The following is a 15,871-nucleotide window of genomic DNA, read 5'->3' as shown; positions in this document are numbered from 1 at the left end:
CTCCATATCAGAGCCACGATCATACTTCTATACCAAGTATTTTTCCAAAAACTTCACGTAATTGATTATTTGATGTATGAAGAAATACTTTGATTGAACCTCAGAGAAACCAACAAAACTTCTAAGGCTAGTTCCTTCCAAGCCATTTCTGGCCATTTAACCTCTGGAGGGTTCTAGAAATTAATAAGGGCAAGGTAGTCTTCCTTTCATCAATCAAAAAAGATTCAAGAAGACTTGGTTCTGCTCCTGATTCGGATATTGCAAAATTTTTTAAAGAAGAGATTTGATTGGTAGAAAAGCAAATCCAAAACTTGCGATCTTTCGGAAGCTTTGCATAAACCATCCAGCATTTTCCGCCTGTAACTGGCCTTTCGTCCTCTTTAAGTGTTATTACGGGTGCAGAAATGCCAAATTTGTGAAGACTACTCTTAAGGCCTGGGATGAAATGATCAAGAATAAAAACATCAAAAGGCTTTTCTTCAATCTTTAGCGGTTTTTCCTTTACTTCTTGAGTAACTACATTGCTAGAGCTTTCTGATAAAGCTTGGCTGTTATCACCTTTAATCTGGTCTTGATGTGATTCTTCCAAGGCTTGAAGATATTGATAAAAGCATTATAAGCAACTTATATAAATAATCAAAGAACTTTTTTTATAACTATCATAAAATAATTACCAGTCTTCATCCAAGGTTGTCAGCCAGTCATCAACTAGAGGGTATGTACCATTTGAATATTTTTCTTCTATATTCCTAGATTCAGAAGATTGACTTTGATCACTATAACTATTAGTCAAATGATTAGAATGAAGATCGACAAACGAATTATTTTTTGGAATGTTTTCTTCAGACTTCTTTATAACCTTAAAAGGTACTGTTAAAGTAGGTGAAGGATCTCTAACATCTCTTTCTACAAAAAAGTTACCTTCATATTTTGCTTCTGGTTCAGAATCGTTGAATTGACTTTCAATCGATTCATAGATGTTGTTTGTAGGTTTAACCTTAACTGTTCTACTAGTTACAAGATGATACCTAGTAAGGAAAAAGTAAGGCAAGTAGCCGATAAAGAAACTAGAGGTTGAAGCTATTGCTAAGGCGGATGATAAAGGAATTTCTGGTGAAGTCCAAATTAAAAATCTAAGAGAAAATCTTTCTCTTGTATTAATTGCTGATATAAATAATACAATCAATAATGGGCTAAGTGATGCTAAAAGTAGGAACTTGTTAAATTTTTTCACTCTAATAATCCTTCCACCGCTTGATCTTTAAAAGATCAAGGTTAAAAGAATCAAAAAGTCTAACGACTAGAAAGTTAATCATGTCCTCTAGAGAATTAGGTGATCCGTACCATGCTGGAATACAAGGAACTATGTGTGCCCCGGCCTCAGCTAACTTAGTCATGTTTCTTAGATGTATTAAATTGAAAGGACTTTCCCTTGGAGAAATAACAAGTTTTCGGAGTTCTTTCAAGTGAACATCCGCACATCTTTCAATTAAGTCTAAGGCAAATCCGTTAGAGATTCGTCCAATAGTCCCCATAGTACATGGAACAATAATCATCCCATCAGTATGTACACTTCCGCTGGCAATACTTGCTGAATTATCATTCCATTTATAACAATTTAGTTTACCTGAATTTATCTTTAATCTATTCCTCCAGAACTTCTCTTGGCTAGCTGGATCGAAAGGAATCTTTGTATTTGCCTCTGCATCCCAGACTTTATAAGCTCCCTTACTTAAAATTAAGTGAACCTCTAGATTATTCTTTAAAAGAAGTTCTAAAGACCTTTCAGCTATAGGTTGAGCCGAGGCTCCTGTAACAGCAAGAACGATTTTAGTCATGATTATGAAGTTTATCTAATTTACACATTATGAGGATTCTGAGTCTATATCTGCAGCAATATTATCTTTGGTACTCGTTTCTAGATCAATTTGATTTTTTAGAATATCAACGCTAACAACCTTTACAAAAACTTGATCTCCAAGTTGATAGGTTCGTTTATTCTTTCGACCAATAAGCATATTTTGTCTAGAGCGGTATTCATACCAGTCATCATCTAAAGAGCTAACGTGCACAAGTCCTTCGGCCAGAAAGGGATTCAACTCAACAAAAAAGCCATAGCTCTGAACTCCCGTAATTAAGCCTTTTAGAACAGAACCTGTCTTAGCCTGTACAGCCCTAGTCTCTAAAATAGAGATTAATCCAGATTTAAATTGGGAATTTCTCTTAGAAATAGAATTTAGATGAGATATCTTCTTTTGGCTAATATTTTGGCGAATAGTAGCTAACTTTTGATCTGTAAAGACATCTAAATTTGAATCTCTAAGATTAATTTTAGAAGTAAAGTTTGGAGAATCCTTTTGTCGTGACTTAGTATTCCCTTTTGTACCAGTCAAAAGAGAAATAAGAATAAACTGATTGAGAATATCGCAATAGCTTAGAGAAGGGGAGCACCATGGGGACTCTTTATATGTATTGGTTTGCAAAGAACCTTCTAATTGGCTGACATTCGATTGTTCTTGTCCAAATATTTTAAATACCTTATTAGGCAAAATATTCTTAAGAGATTTTTGGATAATAGGTTGATCATTACTATGAGAAAGGGTATGAACAAAATCTGGTAATGAAATCAACCCGTCTTCGTCTAACTCTAATTTAGTGTTTAAAACAACTGCAGATTTTATTACTTCATTATATTGATTTAGATCTAGAGGTTGTTCTTCCAAGTAAATACCTGGGATTCTCAAAGTAGTGTGGTGTATATTCCATATATTATTAGCTGCTCTTGTGATTATATTAATTATAGAGTTAGGATCCGATTCATCTAATGAATCATGCCATGGTTTATATGCATTGCCTGGATTGACAAAATCATGATCAATTAATTTATTTGACTCTAAAGGTTTAGAAGGAAGTTCAAGGTATGCATCTTCTATTAATTTATTTTTTAGGAGTTGGCAAGCAAATAGCAATGTTTCCAATTGGGAAATACTATCTTTAATTGACTTAAGTTTTTGGGGAATAGTTCTAGATCGAGGTTTTCTCTTATTAAGAGTAGTTAAATGCTCTCTAGTGATTAATGCCTTAGGCTTAATCTTACTTAGGTAAAAATTCCAATTGGTATAATTACCATCTTTATCGATATCAAGTTCTAGAGTAATGGCATGATTAGATTTATCTACTTCAAATTTAGATTGATTGAATAAGTTAGTAGGAAGTAAATTGATCCAACTACTACCAAGGCATATAGATTCAGATCTGGCTAATAGCCACTCATCTAATTTATTACCTTGATTTATTCTTTCTCCTACCGTTGGGGAATGTATCCATAACTTAGCTCCTCCATGATAAGGTTCAGTGTATATTGACAAGAGGAATGGTGATTGATCACTTTCCCAACTTGTTAATAATAATGAGTTTTGAGAGGTTAAATCTACTCTGTTTTTTTCGTCTGGGGATTTAAGTGAAACCCTAGGGGGTTTTTCTTCCATAGATATATTATGTTTGGCTTTAATAATTTCTAAATCTCCTTGAGTTCCAGAATTAAGATTGAGTGTCTGAACAATCTCACCTAAAGCATTATATTGAGCAATTGGGTATTTATTTACTTTTACTTTAAATATATGATCTGAATTAATAAGGTTATCTGATATTTTCTTATCACTAGATATTTCAACCTTGGATAGGATCCTTTCATCCAAAGGGGTTGCTAAATAACCAGTCTCAGTTTTATCCAAAGATGCTAAGACATTTTCATTAATTCTCTCAAGAACACACAAAATAGTACCTTCTGGCGACTTTCTTCTAATGCCCTCTTTTAAAATTCTTACTAAAACTTTGTCTCCATGCCATGCATTATTTAAATGTTGATCCCTTATATAGATGTCATCATCGCCATCTTCTCTTACAACAAAGCAATAACCCTTGCTACTGCAGCGTACATTTCCAATAATTGTTGATTCTAATAATACTCTTTGAATAGTATCTGACGTATCCTTCCTTAAAATTCCTAATTTAGATAAGGCTTTTAGGGCTATATCAAGATGATTTCTCTCTAATTTCTTAGTTAGCTTAAGAGCTTTCTCAAGCTTCTTAACTTCTAGACTCCCTTCGCTGGGTAATAATTCAAGTATTCTGGCTACTGAGAGCATAATGAAGTGATGGTTACTGGTTGATTCATATTCAGCAACCTACAAGAATTATATTTCAAAGCGTAGTGTTTTTATACGATATAAATATCAAAACTATTAAAACTTTGACAGGGTAAGAATAATTAACTAAGTTTCTTGGCTTCTGTATGCACTAAGCAAAAGACTTACGCCAATGTACAAAAAACCAATAGCTGCAACCAATTTTAGAATATAGGATGGGATATAAGTAGATATAGACCCACCCGCAAGGGTACCAATTAAGCAAGCTATTACAAGTGCACTAGAAGAGCCAATAAATACTGCTATGGGTTTGTCACTTTTACCACTGATTGCAACTGTTGCAAGTTGTGTTTTATCACCAAGCTCTGCAAACAAAATAGTCGAAAACGTAGATATAAGAATAGGGTCTAGTAATTTCATGGGAAATTAATAATATTGAATCTACTATCTAAGGATTCTATTAACAACCAGAGACCTATAAGGGTCATTAGAGAACCAGCCAAATAACTAAAAAGGCTAGGGGGTATATGCTTTGATATATACCTTCCAAGAAGAACACCAAAAAGGCTTGATAATACTAAAGCAAGAGAAGCTCCTATAAAAACAATTAAGGGGCTACCTGACTCAGCGGAAAGAAGTAACGTAGCAACTTGGGTCTTATCTCCCAACTCAGCTATAAATACAGTTGTAAAGGTGCTAAAGAGGGTAATTGCAAAACTATTAGAAGATTGGTCTTTTAATTCATTCTCAGAAACAGTTGAATCATATTTTTTTATCATAGACTTATGTTGAATTGCTTCTGAGTGTATGTTCAAATCGTTTTAGGACTTGACTCCTGCCTCCATATATGGACCGAATATGTTGCCTACAAGACATAATTGCAACTGTATCTATAGAAGTATTATCTAATTTGAAAATACTTAAAAGATTTTTGACATTGCAAAAATCAGGCCTCTGATTATAAATAGTGCACGTTTTCATGGATTTGTTATAAAAACGACACCATCCATCATCTGCTACTAGGCGTAAATACTGAATAGTTTGTTCTTTAGAAAGTGCCTGAAGTGCTTCAACTCTCTCATGTGGAGCGAGTCTACAACATGCTCCACATGCCCTGATACACTGCCATCTCAGCTTTTGGGCTGCCATACTAAAGGAATATATCTGAATTAAGTGCTATGGAGTTAACAAGCAAATTACAAAAAATATATTTCATTCTCAAAGGATGCTTTAGTAAACTATGCTCTTGGTATAAATACTAACGTCTATCTAAAAAAATGGGAAATCTATTGCCATTTGTTGCTGTAGCACTTGCAGGTCCTGCAATAATAGCTCTTATTTTCTATAGAAGATAATTGCTGATTAGCATTACTGGGTAACCTCTCGATCCAACCCAGACAAAAGAACTAGAAATTAACCCTATTGGTAGTCATATCAATAGGGTTAATTTTCTAATTAAACTATTCCAAGTATTTCGCCGGAAATTGATACCAATCTCCTTATATATTTATTATCGGAAAATTGATTAATTGATTGATCATTAAAAGTTCCTTTATAACATATTTTTTTACCTAGACTATTCTCTATTAGTAAATTACCCTCTGGATCTAATTGGCATTTATAGATCCTATTCATGAGTGCAAAGCTTTCTACCTTAGAATATTCCTTAAAGGAAAAGATAGTTATTTGGTGCTTATCTGTATTAAAATAATTCTCATAATCTATATAAAAAGCAATATCTATACTAGAGGGATAAGTAGTAAATTTATTAGAGTTCCAGTTTATTGCCTTAACTATACTTTTTCCTTGCTTGAGATGTAATAACTGATGACCAGAATAAAAAGTCTCCTTTTTTAATATGGTACATCCACGTGTCCAAAACAAAGGGGCTGGATTTCCTTGCCCAAAAGGTTCAAGTAACTTTAGATAATTACATATCTGATTAGTTATTTGATCAAATTCAACATAACATTCTGGTTCAATAGTTGGTTTTGAATTATTAGACAACCAATGGCTAGCTGATTCATTAAGTTTTGACTGAAGGAGAGATATTTTTTCAGCTTTAATAGTAAAGCCTCCAGCTGCTGAATGGCCGCCAAATTTATGCAAAATCTGTGAACATTTCTTTAGCGCTGCCAATGCATTAAAGGATTTCGGAGATCTGACAGATGCTCTTAAAAAACCGTTTTTGTCGCTGGCAAGTATTGCTGTTGGCCGATTGTATCTTTCCATGATTTTAGCTGCAACAATACCAATAACACCTTGATGCCAGTGGTTCTGAGCAAGAACAATAAATGGGTTGAGTACTTCAGAATTACTTTCTAGAATTGAAATAGCTTCTGAAGTAGTTTGATTACATAAAAGCTTTCTTTCCTTGTTTATATTTTCTATCTTATTAACTATTTCTCGAATAGAAATATGATCCTTCTCTAGAAATAGCTTCAAAATTAAAGAAGGTTCAGATATTCTACCAACAGAATTAATTCTAGGTGCTATTCTAAAGGCAATATCCTCTGTTGTTATATTTTTATTATTCAACTTAGCTTTAGATAAAAGTGATTTTAAACCCTTAGATTTCGTATTTATAAGATTAGGAGTCCAACTTTTCAACCAATAACGATTAGCCCCTTTTAGTTTAGCCATATCAGCTACTGTACCTATACAAAACAAATCCTTGGATAAGGACAATTTATCTGTAGAATTTCTTTTAATAGCAATAGTTTGAGCTATTAGATATGCCAAGCCAACGCCTGCTAAATATTTATAAGGAGATGAGTATGGAATGGTACTTGGATGAATCAAAGCTAATAGATTTGGTAGATTCTCTTTTATCTCATGATGATCCGAGAGAATAACATCTATTCCATATGACTGAGCTAGTTCTATTTCATAGATGGCAGAGACTCCATTATCAACTGTGATAATTAAACGAATACCTTCCCGTCGAATCTTCTCGACGATATTTCTGTTAAGGCCATATCCTTCCTCTTTTCTTGATGGTATAAATGGAATTGGGGATCCATCAAGCCTAAGCAAAAAATCAACCAATAATGACGTACTGGTCATACCATCAGCATCGTAGTCTCCGCATATAGCAATTTTTTCATTATTGTTTATAGCAGAAATTATCCTCTCAGATGCTATGTCTAAGTCTGGGAAATGGTCTGTTGGATCTGGGAGGTCGGGGGGCTCAACTAAATCATTAATATCGTTGATATGAGTAAGTCCTCGCCTTAAAAGAATTGATTTAATTATGTGAGGAATCTCTTTAGGAATCGATTCGGAAAAACATACTGGGAGAGGTGTTATCCACTTAGCTGTTAGATTTCTCAAGAGTTCCTTGCTAGAGTAGTGATGTATGAGGTGTTAATTTACTAATAGACTAAAAATTATATGCAACAGCTTAAAACGGTATTTTGGGATCTCGATGGAACTATAGCAGATACAGAATTAACAGGTCATCGAGTAGCTTTTAATCAAGCATTTAATAAGTATTCTTTAGATTGGAACTGGTCCAAAGACGAATACATTCAACTTTTACATTTCCCTGGTGGAAGGAATAGAATCAAACAATATGCCCTACTAAAAGGACATACTATTACCGATGAACAAATAAAAAGTATTCATCAATCTAAAAAGTATAATTACATAGAATTGGTTCGGAAAGGGTCTATAAAAATAAGGCCTGGCGTTATTAGGTTGTTGAAGGAGTTAAAAGAAAATAATGTCAAACAGTGGATCGTTACATCTAGTGGTAAGTCCTCAGTAAAGGCTTTGCTAGAAGCTTATAAACTTAATACTTTTAGCGGTTATGTTACCTCAGAATTGGTCCAATTAGCTAAACCAAGTCCCGAGTGCTATATCAAAGCTTTGGAGCTTAGCAAAAGTTCCACCCGGAATTCAATTGCTATAGAAGACTCAATTGAAGGGTTGAGGTCTGCATCCCTGGCTAATTTAAATTGTATTGTCACTCTTTCGCCTTGGAGTAAATATAAGGATTCGCTTTATAAAGCTGCAGATATTATAGTTGATCATCTGGGAGACTATAACAAACCATCATATATTTTTAAAGGTTTAGATTCAACTTCTATAATAGATTATAGGACTTTAGAAAATCTACTAAAAAAGTCACTAAATGGTTAAACATAGAACTGGTTATAGCCAATTAATTGACCGTATAAGCGACGAATTTGCATCTTCATTTTCCGGTAGTTGGCGAAAACGCTCTATAGGTCTACTAAGCCTCCTCTTTGGCTATTATCTAGCAAGTAGTTTGTTCGCTTACTACCTACAAAGAACAGGGCAAAGAGTCTTGATAGTTCCTTTAATAATTATTGTTATTGAGTTATTAGTAAGACTTAAGAGGATAGTTAAACAGCCAATAAAGGTCTATTGGCTCTCAATTGATAATATAAGAATAGGAGTTACCTATGCAATTGTTTTAGAAGCATTCAAACTAGGGTCTTAAAAAAGTAGCCAGAAGATCTGTATCTATTCTTCAGCCTCTTCCTGCTCATCAATAGGGTATACAAAGCCTTGAGACCTTCCTGTCAGAACTGACTTACCTAAAGACAAAGCCTTTTGAGCAGCAATGCCTGCCTTGGCTTTCCATATGGAATGTCTCTGATTTCTCTTGCCCTTAGAGGTCTTTTTCTTTGGTACAGCCATTTCTGATCATCAAACCTTTTTAATATAATCCATTCTAGTTAGGCCCTAAGTCAAATCGAATCTATATTTGTAATGGTATCCATATCAAATCAGAAATAAATAAAAACCAACTGCAAAGCTATCTATAATATAAATATTCAACTGTTAATTAAAACAATTAATTAATTGTTCAGAAGAATGACATGTCGAGCTACAGCAATCTTTTAAAAGACATATCCTCAGGAAATATAAGGTCTATAATATATGTACCAGCAAGAAGAGAAGTATATGTAGTTTTTAAGGATGGCTCTTCTTCTAAAGTCCCAGTCCTACCAAATGATCAAAAAATATTGCGTTTAGCCGAAGAGAGTGGAACACAGTTAACAGTAAAAGATATTAGACAGGAACAAGCTGTTGCCTCCTTATTTGGGAATTTAACTATAGTTTTTCTATTTATTGCGGCACTTCTATTTATTCTCAAAAGGACTGCAGGTATTGCAAATAAGACCCTTGGATTTGTAAATAGCAAAGATCCAATAGACGATGCAGAGGGCCCTACAACAAAATTCGATGATGTTGCTGGTATATCTGAAGCATTAGAAGACATCAAGGAAATAGTCACATTTTTAAAATCACCCCAAGTCTTCTCCAAAATGGGAGCAAAAATCCCTAAAGGATTTCTACTCATTGGTCCTCCTGGAACCGGTAAAACTTTGCTAGCAAGGGCTATTGCAGGAGAGGCAAATGTGCCATTTTTCTCAATATCAGCCTCTGAATTTGTAGAGCTCTTTGTTGGCGTAGGGGCCAGTCGAGTAAGACAATTATTCAAAAAAGCATTGGAAAAATCTCCTTCCATAATCTTTATTGACGAAATAGATGCTATTGGAAGGAAGAGGGGAAGTGGAATAGGCGGAGGCAATGATGAAAGAGAACAAACCTTAAATCAACTACTTACAGAAATAGACGGATTTGCAGAAAACTCTGGGGTAATAGTTATAGCAGCTACAAATAGGCCAGACGTATTGGATAACGCCTTAATAAGGCCTGGTCGATTCGATAGAAAAATTGAAATTGGCCTTCCAGACAGGAAAGGAAGGCTTGAAATCCTCTCTGTTCATGCACGAACCAAGCCATTATCAGAGGATGTATCTCTAAACGCAATTGCTCTAAATACATCGGGTTTTTCTGGTGCAGATCTAAGTAATTTGTTAAATGAGTCAGCAATTATTGCAGCAAGATCAAATAAGACGAAAATAAGCAACATTGAGTTGAACCAAGCACTAGATAAACTAACCATGGGTTTAATAAGAAACCCCTTAACTAATTCATCAAATAAAAGAATAATTGCATATAACGAAGTAGGCAAAGCATTGGTTTCTTTTTTAATACCCACATCAGAGAAGTTAGACAAGGTATCTATTCTACCTAGAAGTTCAAAATTAGGTGGTTACACTCGATTTACACCTGATGAAGAGTTATTAGATAGTGGATTAATAACAAAGCGCTACCTTTTATCACGTTTAATACGAACGCTTGCAGGTAGAGCAGCTGAAATCCTAGTTTTTGGTAATCAAGAAATAACGCAGGTTTCGATAAATGAAATATCAGCAGCAACAGATCTTGCTAGAGAGATGATAACCAAATATGGATTTTCAAAGCTAGGACCAGTTTGTCTTGAGATGAATCAAGAAGAAGTATTTATTGGCAGATCTCTTATTAGTCCGTCTAGTTCTATAGCTCAAAAAACAATTACAGCAATTGATCAAGAAGTAATCCTACTGTCTAAGTATTGTCTTGAAAAAGCAATTAATTTACTAAAACCATTCATAAATGAAATGGATTTAATGGTTAACGTACTTCTTGAAGAGGAAACTGTATCAATAGAGAGATTCACTGAAGTAACAGGTATAGAACCACAAATAAATTCAGAGATATAAACTCTCTTAAGATGGTTAAAATAAACTATAAAAACCCTTCAACTTTACTAATATATTTCACCTGTTCCTATATATTAGGAATCTCTACAATAGAGATTTATAGGTATACACAATTTTCATGGAATGATTATTTACCTTATGGGCTTCTTCTTGATATCCTAGTTATAGTGCCTGCATTATTCATAATAGCTTACCTTAACTATTGGAAAGAACAGTGGAGACTTGTTACATATTCTCAAATAAAAATAATAGACTGTAATTCATACATTAAAAGAAAGAACTACACTATTTATCTAGTAAGTTCGACATTGGCATACTTTATATTGTTTATCAACAATCTTTTCATATTTTTATATTCATTAGGCATTGAAGGTAATAGCCTAAAAACTTATTTAGATTACTCTAGGAACAATATACCGAAACTTGATCTATTAATTGGACTTTACATACTAATATCTGCCTTATTAGTAAATAAGTTTACATCTAAAATACTTAGTTTTGTTAGTGGGCTGACCTTTTCTATTGCTTATCTAAACTATTGGAGATATTTACAGGGAGGACATAGTCAGAATCAAGTTGTTATTGAAGTTGACAACTTAATTAGCCATTGCATATTGCCCTTAACGGTGATTCTAGTTTTTATTTTGCTCAACATAGTACATGCTCTAATGAGATATTTGCTTGATGGAGAATCTATATCAGACTGGACTTGTCCTAAGTTCAAAGAGAAGTTTATATTGCATCTATATAGGCTAACTCCACTTATTGGAAGTATCTTCTTCTATTTCTGGGGAACTTTTTAAATTATAGACTTGAGAAATACTCCTTGCTCCCTTCTGGATCTGGCTTCATTGTCTTTTCCCCTGGAGTCCAATTGGCAGGACATACCTCGTCTGGGTTGGCTTGAACATATTGAAATGCTTGAAGAACTCTCAAGGTCTCATCAACATTTCTTCCTACAGGTAGGTTGTTAATAGTAGCGTGCATGATCACACCATCTGGATCGATGATATAAAGACCTCTTAAAGCAACACCCTCTGCATCGTCGAGAACGTTATAAGCCAATGAAATCTCTTTCTTTAAATCGGCAACCAAGGGATAATTGATATCGCCAATGCCTCCATCATTTCTTTGAGTTTGAATCCAGGCAAGGTGGCTAAATTGACTGTCTACAGATACCCCTAAGACCTCAGTGTTCTTACTTGAAAATTCGGAGTATCTATCGCTAAAAGCGGTAATTTCAGTTGGACATACAAAAGTAAAATCTAGAGGGTAAAAGAAAAGCACAACATATTTACCTCTGTAATTTGAAAGTGATATTTCCTTGAATTCCTGGTCTATCACTGCAGTAGCAGTAAAATCAGGAGCTTTCTGGCCAACACGGATACATTCGTTCGTCATCATTGGTTAAGGGGATTCAAATGAAGGTAAGCTTAGAATTTGTTCCCAGACAAAAGTCTAGATTAACTAATATACAGCTTTATGGAAAAATAGCATATAATCTAAGGGTAGATAATATGTTTAGTGAATCCGATACCGTAGTCCTACCTTAGGATACCAACAAATGAAAAAATCTTTTTGGGATAGTACAATACTAAAAAAATATAATTCACTATCTCATTACAGGCTACTATCTCAACTCTTGACTGAATTAAAGTCCTATCCATTGATTAGAGATAATCAAAAGGAAACCCAAGATAAGAAAATAAATAAAGTAGATAATAAAAATAAAGAATCAAAACAGATAAAAGCCAATGAAGACAAAGAAAGAAATGTATCTCAGACCATATATAGTAATATTCAAAATCCTTCAGAAGGTAATAGGTTTTTAACAAAAAAGGAAAGTGAGGCTATCAATTCTATTCAAGAAAATCAGAATAATGTCGAGATGAAGTAATTAGGAATGACCTTAAGTCATCAAAATAGAAGTAAACAAGGATTTATTCTGGAAAGAATTATTTGGGAAGTAAAACTAAAAGCTAATGATATAATTTATAACATTTATTTTAAAGTTAGAAGGTTAATGAATTATCACTAGACTTAAAGATTATGTCAGTGGAGAGACTTGAACTCTCGACCTCAGCGTTATGAATGCTGTGCTCTAACCAGCTGAGCTACACTGACAGGCATATGCCGCAAACTATCATAATACTAAGTGTCAAATTACAAAAGTAATATCAGAACGAATCAGAGGAAAAGCTTTAAATCAGCCTTCTAGGCTAGATTTGGTGGGCCTTGTGCTGAACAACTAGAAAATTTATTGAATATGGAATATAAATTTAATGATGTTGGGAACTATTTATGTTCGTAAAATATAGAAAAGCTAACTTAACTGGTCAACAAGCGCTGAATAAGAAGCTATTGCACATGCAGAAGAGAGATTAAGGCTTCTAACCCCATTACTTCCATCCGAATCTGCCTTGCCAGGCATAGGAATGGAAACCATTAAATCACAGGCTTCTCTTATATCTTCGGGCAGGCCAGTATCCTCTCTTCCGAAAAGCAAAACATCCTCAGGTTTAAAAGTTATTTTATTCAATGGGATACCATCTTTTTTACTAAATCCAATAAGCCGTTTATCTGAGATATGTATTTTAAAAGCAGAAAAATTCTCATGTGTTGTTAAATCAATAAAATCCCAATAATCTAGTCCAGCTCTTTTCAAAAGTTTGCTATCTAAAGAAAATCCAAGAGGCTTGATAAGATGCAGTGGTATTTGAAATGCTGCACATGTTCGCCCAATATTACCAGTATTTTGAGGGATTCTAGGCTCAAACAATGCAACTTTTAAATGGTGAGGCTTAACATTCATAAAAGGATAGTTGATCCGATATCGGTTAAGTTAATAGCTCTTCCATGAAGAACTAGCCAACTATCATGAGCTATATACTCCAACTTATGTACGAGTTCTCCAAGCCTATCTCTAAATAAATTTGCTTCGATAGTGGGAGGAGAAATTCCCCAACCAACCTCTTCTATAACTAGAACTATATGATTTGTAAAGGTTTGAACTAGGCGTAAAAATTGACTTTCTATCGCTGTCCATTCATAGTCATTATAATTTAAATATTTTAAAATAATGCCCCCTAAAGAATCAATGAGAATTGGTTCATTGGATGATATACCTGCAAAAAGAGAGTTAAGATCAATAATATTTTCAATTAGTTTCCAAGAGGATGGTCTTCTTTGCTTATGTTTAGATATTCTATCTAGCCAGTTTATATCTTCTTTATCTGAAAATAGTGTTGCTACATATGTGACATTAGAATAGTCTTGAAGGATTTGTTCAGCCCATTTGCTCTTGCCACTTTTAACTGGACCTGAAACTAATGTAAGTCTACTCTGCTGTAGAGATGCCACTATGAGACTATGTAAAAATAGATAAATTAATGTATGTCTAATTGGATATTATTTTGAAAAATACCACCAGGCTGCTAATGGAGCTGCAACTGCTAAAACAAGAACTCCTCCTACTAAAATAGTGGCTTGAGTGGTATTCATATCTTTTTTTCTAAGAACATTAAAATTAGGATCAACTACTGGGTTGTTAAGAGAAGTTTTCTCTAACTCCTCATAATTTAGTGCCCCTAAATATGTACTTGTATTATTAGAGAAAAAAGGTATAGGAGTATCTGCTTCTGCTAATGAGGGTCTAAGAATGATTAACGAAGCAAAGAAACAAAAGCAGAAGATTCTTATCAATACTTTTCGTAAGTCCAATGTACTTCTGGCAAAGTATATATATTTTGGCACTATGAGGCAATTTTGTCTACAGTTTTAAATAAAAATTAGAGAAGGGTAGATTACCAGTAAAGAATTATAATATAATAACAAAGAGAAGATTAGTCTTCTAGAAGGTATGTATGCCAATGATACTCGTTCTAATAGTCGGGATCCTATTCTCCTTACTTACAATAATAAATTACATTACTACGACTGAGATAACGCCAGCGCTAGAAAGATCTGAAATTCTATCCGCATTGTCATCTGTGTTAATAATATTGATTTATCTATTATCCAAAGGCGTAAGTAGTAAAAAGGAAGAAAGAAGCGACCTATCTTCTAATGAAGGCTTCTACCTTAAAGAGACAATAAATTCGGCAAATAAATTCGAGTTAGCATGGGGAAGTCAAATGATACTAACTGCAACAGCAGCTTCTACAGTACTCGTTTATTGGGATGGTGAAACTATCCTAAGAAGAGGTTTAATAACACAAGACAAGTTTGAGCCTAAAGAAGTTTGCTTAAGGGCAAAGTCAAAAGGGTCACTAATATCTCTTGTAAACACAAAGTTCTACCCTGGAAAAACAGAATTTGATCCAATTGTCAAAGACCTCCCAGCGGTAATAATTGTGCCACTGTTAGACAATGGTTATCTTGTAGTTGGAGGATGGAGTGCCAGATGCTTTACGAAATCGGATGAGAAATGGATTACTGGTTGGAGCGATAGACTTACTAAATGCTTAATTGATAATAAAATTAAATAGGGATAAAAACTTGGCTTTTGACTGGTTGATCGTTGGTGAAAAATTCGAATGTACCAGACTTACCATCCCAAATAGCTGATGAAGCATAAACTTTGAATATCTTTTTTCTCGAATTGTCGGATATGATATTAAAGTCATAAATATCATAAAATGTTATTCTTTCTAGATTTAGATTATAAGTTGCCCTTTTCGAACGAATAGATGTTGTATTGAAATTACCGAAAACATCTCCTAAAAAATTGATTGAAGATTTCTGCGTATGCCATTCAACTTTAGTAGATTTGATAAATATATTTTTGTTTTCTATATTTTGGAGTTTGACATTTCCATCAAGGTACATAATTTTTCCATTGTCATTAATCTTAGAGCTATTTGATTTGATATTATATAATGGCTTTTTTGAATTATAAATTATGATGTTGGCTGTCGAAGTTTCTATTTGCTTATTAACATTGTCAATAATTGCACTAGGGCTTGTCAGGTCAAATAATTTATTGCCTTCTGCATCTGACTGATTTAAATTAAACTTATTGATGGAATATAGGTAATCGTTAGAGTCTTGAGAGCTATGTGTACAAGATGCAATAGAAAAAAATATAAATATTAAAGCAGAAAACTTTAAAATATATTTTTTGGAAAAGCTTTTTAACAT

General features: G+C 33.8%; 20 protein-coding genes and 1 tRNA gene. 6 read left to right on the top strand and 15 right to left on the bottom strand.

Annotation, left to right across the window (positions count from 1 at the left end; all coding sequences use genetic code 11):
* Positions 1–127: 127 nt before the first annotated feature.
* The 8 genes from P9211_RS04475 to recJ all read right to left on the bottom strand — a co-directional run bounded on the left by P9211_RS04475 (position 128) and on the right by recJ (position 7,481).
* Entirely contained in the window at positions 128–589 is a 462-nt protein-coding gene (locus P9211_RS04475) for a DUF2996 domain-containing protein (RefSeq protein ID WP_012195470.1), read from the bottom strand.
* 81 nt (positions 590–670) lie between these two features.
* Positions 671–1,234 (bottom strand): hypothetical protein, encoded by a 564-nt coding sequence (locus tag P9211_RS04470; protein WP_012195469.1) that lies wholly within the window; start codon positions 1,232–1,234, stop codon positions 671–673.
* 1 nt (position 1,235) lies between these two features.
* Entirely contained in the window at positions 1,236–1,838 is a 603-nt protein-coding gene (locus P9211_RS04465; RefSeq protein WP_012195468.1) for a flavin prenyltransferase UbiX, read from the bottom strand.
* 27 nt (positions 1,839–1,865) lie between these two features.
* Complete coding sequence (locus P9211_RS04460) at positions 1,866–4,148, bottom strand: RNB domain-containing ribonuclease (protein WP_012195467.1); 2,283 nt, start codon at positions 4,146–4,148, stop codon at positions 1,866–1,868.
* Positions 4,149–4,274: 126 nt separating this feature from the next.
* The gene (locus P9211_RS04455; RefSeq protein ID WP_012195466.1) at positions 4,275–4,568 is read right to left on the bottom strand and encodes a TMEM165/GDT1 family protein; all 294 of its coding nucleotides are present in this window, start codon (positions 4,566–4,568) and stop codon (positions 4,275–4,277) included.
* Positions 4,565–4,927, bottom strand: a complete 363-nt coding sequence (locus P9211_RS04450; RefSeq protein ID WP_012195465.1) for a TMEM165/GDT1 family protein — start codon at positions 4,925–4,927, stop codon at positions 4,565–4,567. The genes P9211_RS04455 and P9211_RS04450 overlap by 4 nt, the downstream gene beginning before the upstream one ends.
* 4 nt (positions 4,928–4,931) lie before the next feature.
* Positions 4,932–5,297, bottom strand: coding sequence for a YkgJ family cysteine cluster protein (locus P9211_RS04445; RefSeq protein WP_012195464.1), 366 nt, complete (start codon positions 5,295–5,297; stop codon positions 4,932–4,934).
* 306 nt (positions 5,298–5,603) lie between these two features.
* A complete protein-coding gene (recJ, locus tag P9211_RS04440; protein WP_012195463.1) occupies positions 5,604–7,481 on the bottom strand; it encodes a single-stranded-DNA-specific exonuclease RecJ in 1,878 nt (625 codons plus the stop codon).
* Positions 7,482–7,541: 60 nt separating this feature from the next.
* Here recJ and P9211_RS04435 point away from each other — a divergent pair, with 60 nt between their 5' ends.
* Both P9211_RS04435 and P9211_RS04430 read left to right on the top strand, forming a co-directional pair.
* The gene (locus tag P9211_RS04435) at positions 7,542–8,291 is read left to right on the top strand and encodes an HAD-IA family hydrolase (protein WP_012195462.1); all 750 of its coding nucleotides are present in this window, start codon (positions 7,542–7,544) and stop codon (positions 8,289–8,291) included.
* The gene (locus tag P9211_RS04430; RefSeq protein ID WP_012195461.1) at positions 8,284–8,616 is read left to right on the top strand and encodes a DUF565 domain-containing protein; all 333 of its coding nucleotides are present in this window, start codon (positions 8,284–8,286) and stop codon (positions 8,614–8,616) included. The genes P9211_RS04435 and P9211_RS04430 overlap by 8 nt, the downstream gene beginning before the upstream one ends.
* 23 nt (positions 8,617–8,639) lie before the next feature.
* Here P9211_RS04430 and rpmF read toward each other — a convergent pair whose 3' ends face one another.
* Positions 8,640–8,816, bottom strand: coding sequence for a 50S ribosomal protein L32 (gene rpmF, locus P9211_RS04425; RefSeq protein WP_012195460.1), 177 nt, complete (start codon positions 8,814–8,816; stop codon positions 8,640–8,642).
* Between the two features lie 182 nt (positions 8,817–8,998).
* Between rpmF and ftsH the strand changes: the two genes are divergently transcribed.
* Positions 8,999–10,732 carry an ATP-dependent zinc metalloprotease FtsH gene (gene ftsH / locus P9211_RS04420; RefSeq protein ID WP_012195459.1) on the top strand — a complete coding sequence of 578 codons (1,734 nt, stop codon included), beginning with the start codon at positions 8,999–9,001 and terminating at the stop codon, positions 10,730–10,732.
* An 11-nt stretch (positions 10,733–10,743) separates the two neighbouring features.
* Complete coding sequence (locus P9211_RS09855; RefSeq protein ID WP_012195458.1) at positions 10,744–11,535, top strand: hypothetical protein; 792 nt, start codon at positions 10,744–10,746, stop codon at positions 11,533–11,535.
* Between the two features lies 1 nt (position 11,536).
* Here P9211_RS09855 and P9211_RS04410 read toward each other — a convergent pair whose 3' ends face one another.
* Positions 11,537–12,136, bottom strand: a complete 600-nt coding sequence (locus P9211_RS04410; RefSeq protein ID WP_012195457.1) for a peroxiredoxin — start codon at positions 12,134–12,136, stop codon at positions 11,537–11,539.
* 160 nt (positions 12,137–12,296) lie between these two features.
* On the opposite strand from P9211_RS04410, the gene P9211_RS04405 reads away from it, so the two are divergent.
* Positions 12,297–12,629 carry a hypothetical protein gene (locus tag P9211_RS04405; RefSeq protein WP_012195456.1) on the top strand — a complete coding sequence of 111 codons (333 nt, stop codon included), beginning with the start codon at positions 12,297–12,299 and terminating at the stop codon, positions 12,627–12,629.
* A 153-nt stretch (positions 12,630–12,782) separates the two neighbouring features.
* Here P9211_RS04405 and P9211_RS04400 read toward each other — a convergent pair.
* The 4 genes from P9211_RS04400 to P9211_RS09100 form a co-directional block, all read right to left on the bottom strand.
* Positions 12,783–12,856 (bottom strand) — tRNA-Met (locus P9211_RS04400).
* A gap of 199 nt (positions 12,857–13,055) precedes the next feature.
* Entirely contained in the window at positions 13,056–13,544 is a 489-nt protein-coding gene (locus tag P9211_RS04395; protein WP_012195455.1) for a tRNA (cytidine(34)-2'-O)-methyltransferase, read from the bottom strand.
* Positions 13,541–14,092, bottom strand: coding sequence for a bifunctional adenosylcobinamide kinase/adenosylcobinamide-phosphate guanylyltransferase (locus P9211_RS04390; RefSeq protein ID WP_012195454.1), 552 nt, complete (start codon positions 14,090–14,092; stop codon positions 13,541–13,543). The genes P9211_RS04395 and P9211_RS04390 overlap by 4 nt, the downstream gene beginning before the upstream one ends.
* A gap of 48 nt (positions 14,093–14,140) precedes the next feature.
* Positions 14,141–14,452, bottom strand: coding sequence for a hypothetical protein (locus P9211_RS09100; protein WP_049750858.1), 312 nt, complete (start codon positions 14,450–14,452; stop codon positions 14,141–14,143).
* A gap of 143 nt (positions 14,453–14,595) precedes the next feature.
* Between P9211_RS09100 and P9211_RS04380 the strand changes: the two genes are divergently transcribed.
* A complete protein-coding gene (locus P9211_RS04380; protein ID WP_012195452.1) occupies positions 14,596–15,219 on the top strand; it encodes a cofactor assembly of complex C subunit B in 624 nt (207 codons plus the stop codon).
* Here the strand turns inward: P9211_RS04380 and lptC are convergent.
* Entirely contained in the window at positions 15,212–15,871 is a 660-nt protein-coding gene (lptC, locus tag P9211_RS04375) for an LPS export ABC transporter periplasmic protein LptC (RefSeq protein WP_012195451.1), read from the bottom strand. The two genes, P9211_RS04380 and lptC, sit on opposite strands and share 8 nt — an antisense overlap.

This window comes from Prochlorococcus marinus str. MIT 9211 (assembly GCF_000018585.1).
Taxonomy (GTDB): Bacteria; Cyanobacteriota; Cyanobacteriia; order PCC-6307; family Cyanobiaceae; genus Prochlorococcus_D; species Prochlorococcus_D marinus_B.
The sequence above is the reverse complement of the archived record's forward strand: the minus strand, read 5'-3'. Positions and strand labels throughout refer to the sequence as shown.

Excerpts from the sequence above, each read along its gene's own strand:
- P9211_RS04450 (WP_012195465.1), bottom strand. The coding sequence starts at position 4,927 with ATGATAAAAAAATATGATTCAACTGTTTCTGAGAATGAATTAAAAGAC.
- P9211_RS04380 (WP_012195452.1), top strand. The coding sequence starts at position 14,596 with ATGCCAATGATACTCGTTCTAATAGTCGGGATCCTATTCTCCTTACTT.
- rpmF (WP_012195460.1), bottom strand. The coding sequence starts at position 8,816 with ATGGCTGTACCAAAGAAAAAGACCTCTAAGGGCAAGAGAAATCAGAGA.
- P9211_RS04445 (WP_012195464.1), bottom strand. The coding sequence starts at position 5,297 with ATGGCAGCCCAAAAGCTGAGATGGCAGTGTATCAGGGCATGTGGAGCA.
- P9211_RS04460 (WP_012195467.1), bottom strand. The coding sequence starts at position 4,148 with ATGCTCTCAGTAGCCAGAATACTTGAATTATTACCCAGCGAAGGGAGT.
- P9211_RS09855 (WP_012195458.1), top strand. The coding sequence starts at position 10,744 with ATGGTTAAAATAAACTATAAAAACCCTTCAACTTTACTAATATATTTC.
- P9211_RS04410 (WP_012195457.1), bottom strand. The coding sequence starts at position 12,136 with ATGATGACGAACGAATGTATCCGTGTTGGCCAGAAAGCTCCTGATTTT.
- P9211_RS04405 (WP_012195456.1), top strand. The coding sequence starts at position 12,297 with ATGAAAAAATCTTTTTGGGATAGTACAATACTAAAAAAATATAATTCA.
- P9211_RS04435 (WP_012195462.1), top strand. The coding sequence starts at position 7,542 with ATGCAACAGCTTAAAACGGTATTTTGGGATCTCGATGGAACTATAGCA.
- P9211_RS04395 (WP_012195455.1), bottom strand. The coding sequence starts at position 13,544 with ATGAATGTTAAGCCTCACCATTTAAAAGTTGCATTGTTTGAGCCTAGA.
- P9211_RS04455 (WP_012195466.1), bottom strand. The coding sequence starts at position 4,568 with ATGAAATTACTAGACCCTATTCTTATATCTACGTTTTCGACTATTTTG.
- P9211_RS04430 (WP_012195461.1), top strand. The coding sequence starts at position 8,284 with ATGGTTAAACATAGAACTGGTTATAGCCAATTAATTGACCGTATAAGC.
- P9211_RS04465 (WP_012195468.1), bottom strand. The coding sequence starts at position 1,838 with ATGACTAAAATCGTTCTTGCTGTTACAGGAGCCTCGGCTCAACCTATA.
- ftsH (WP_012195459.1), top strand. The coding sequence starts at position 8,999 with ATGTCGAGCTACAGCAATCTTTTAAAAGACATATCCTCAGGAAATATA.
- lptC (WP_012195451.1), bottom strand. The coding sequence starts at position 15,871 with ATGTTAAAAAGCTTTTCCAAAAAATATATTTTAAAGTTTTCTGCTTTA.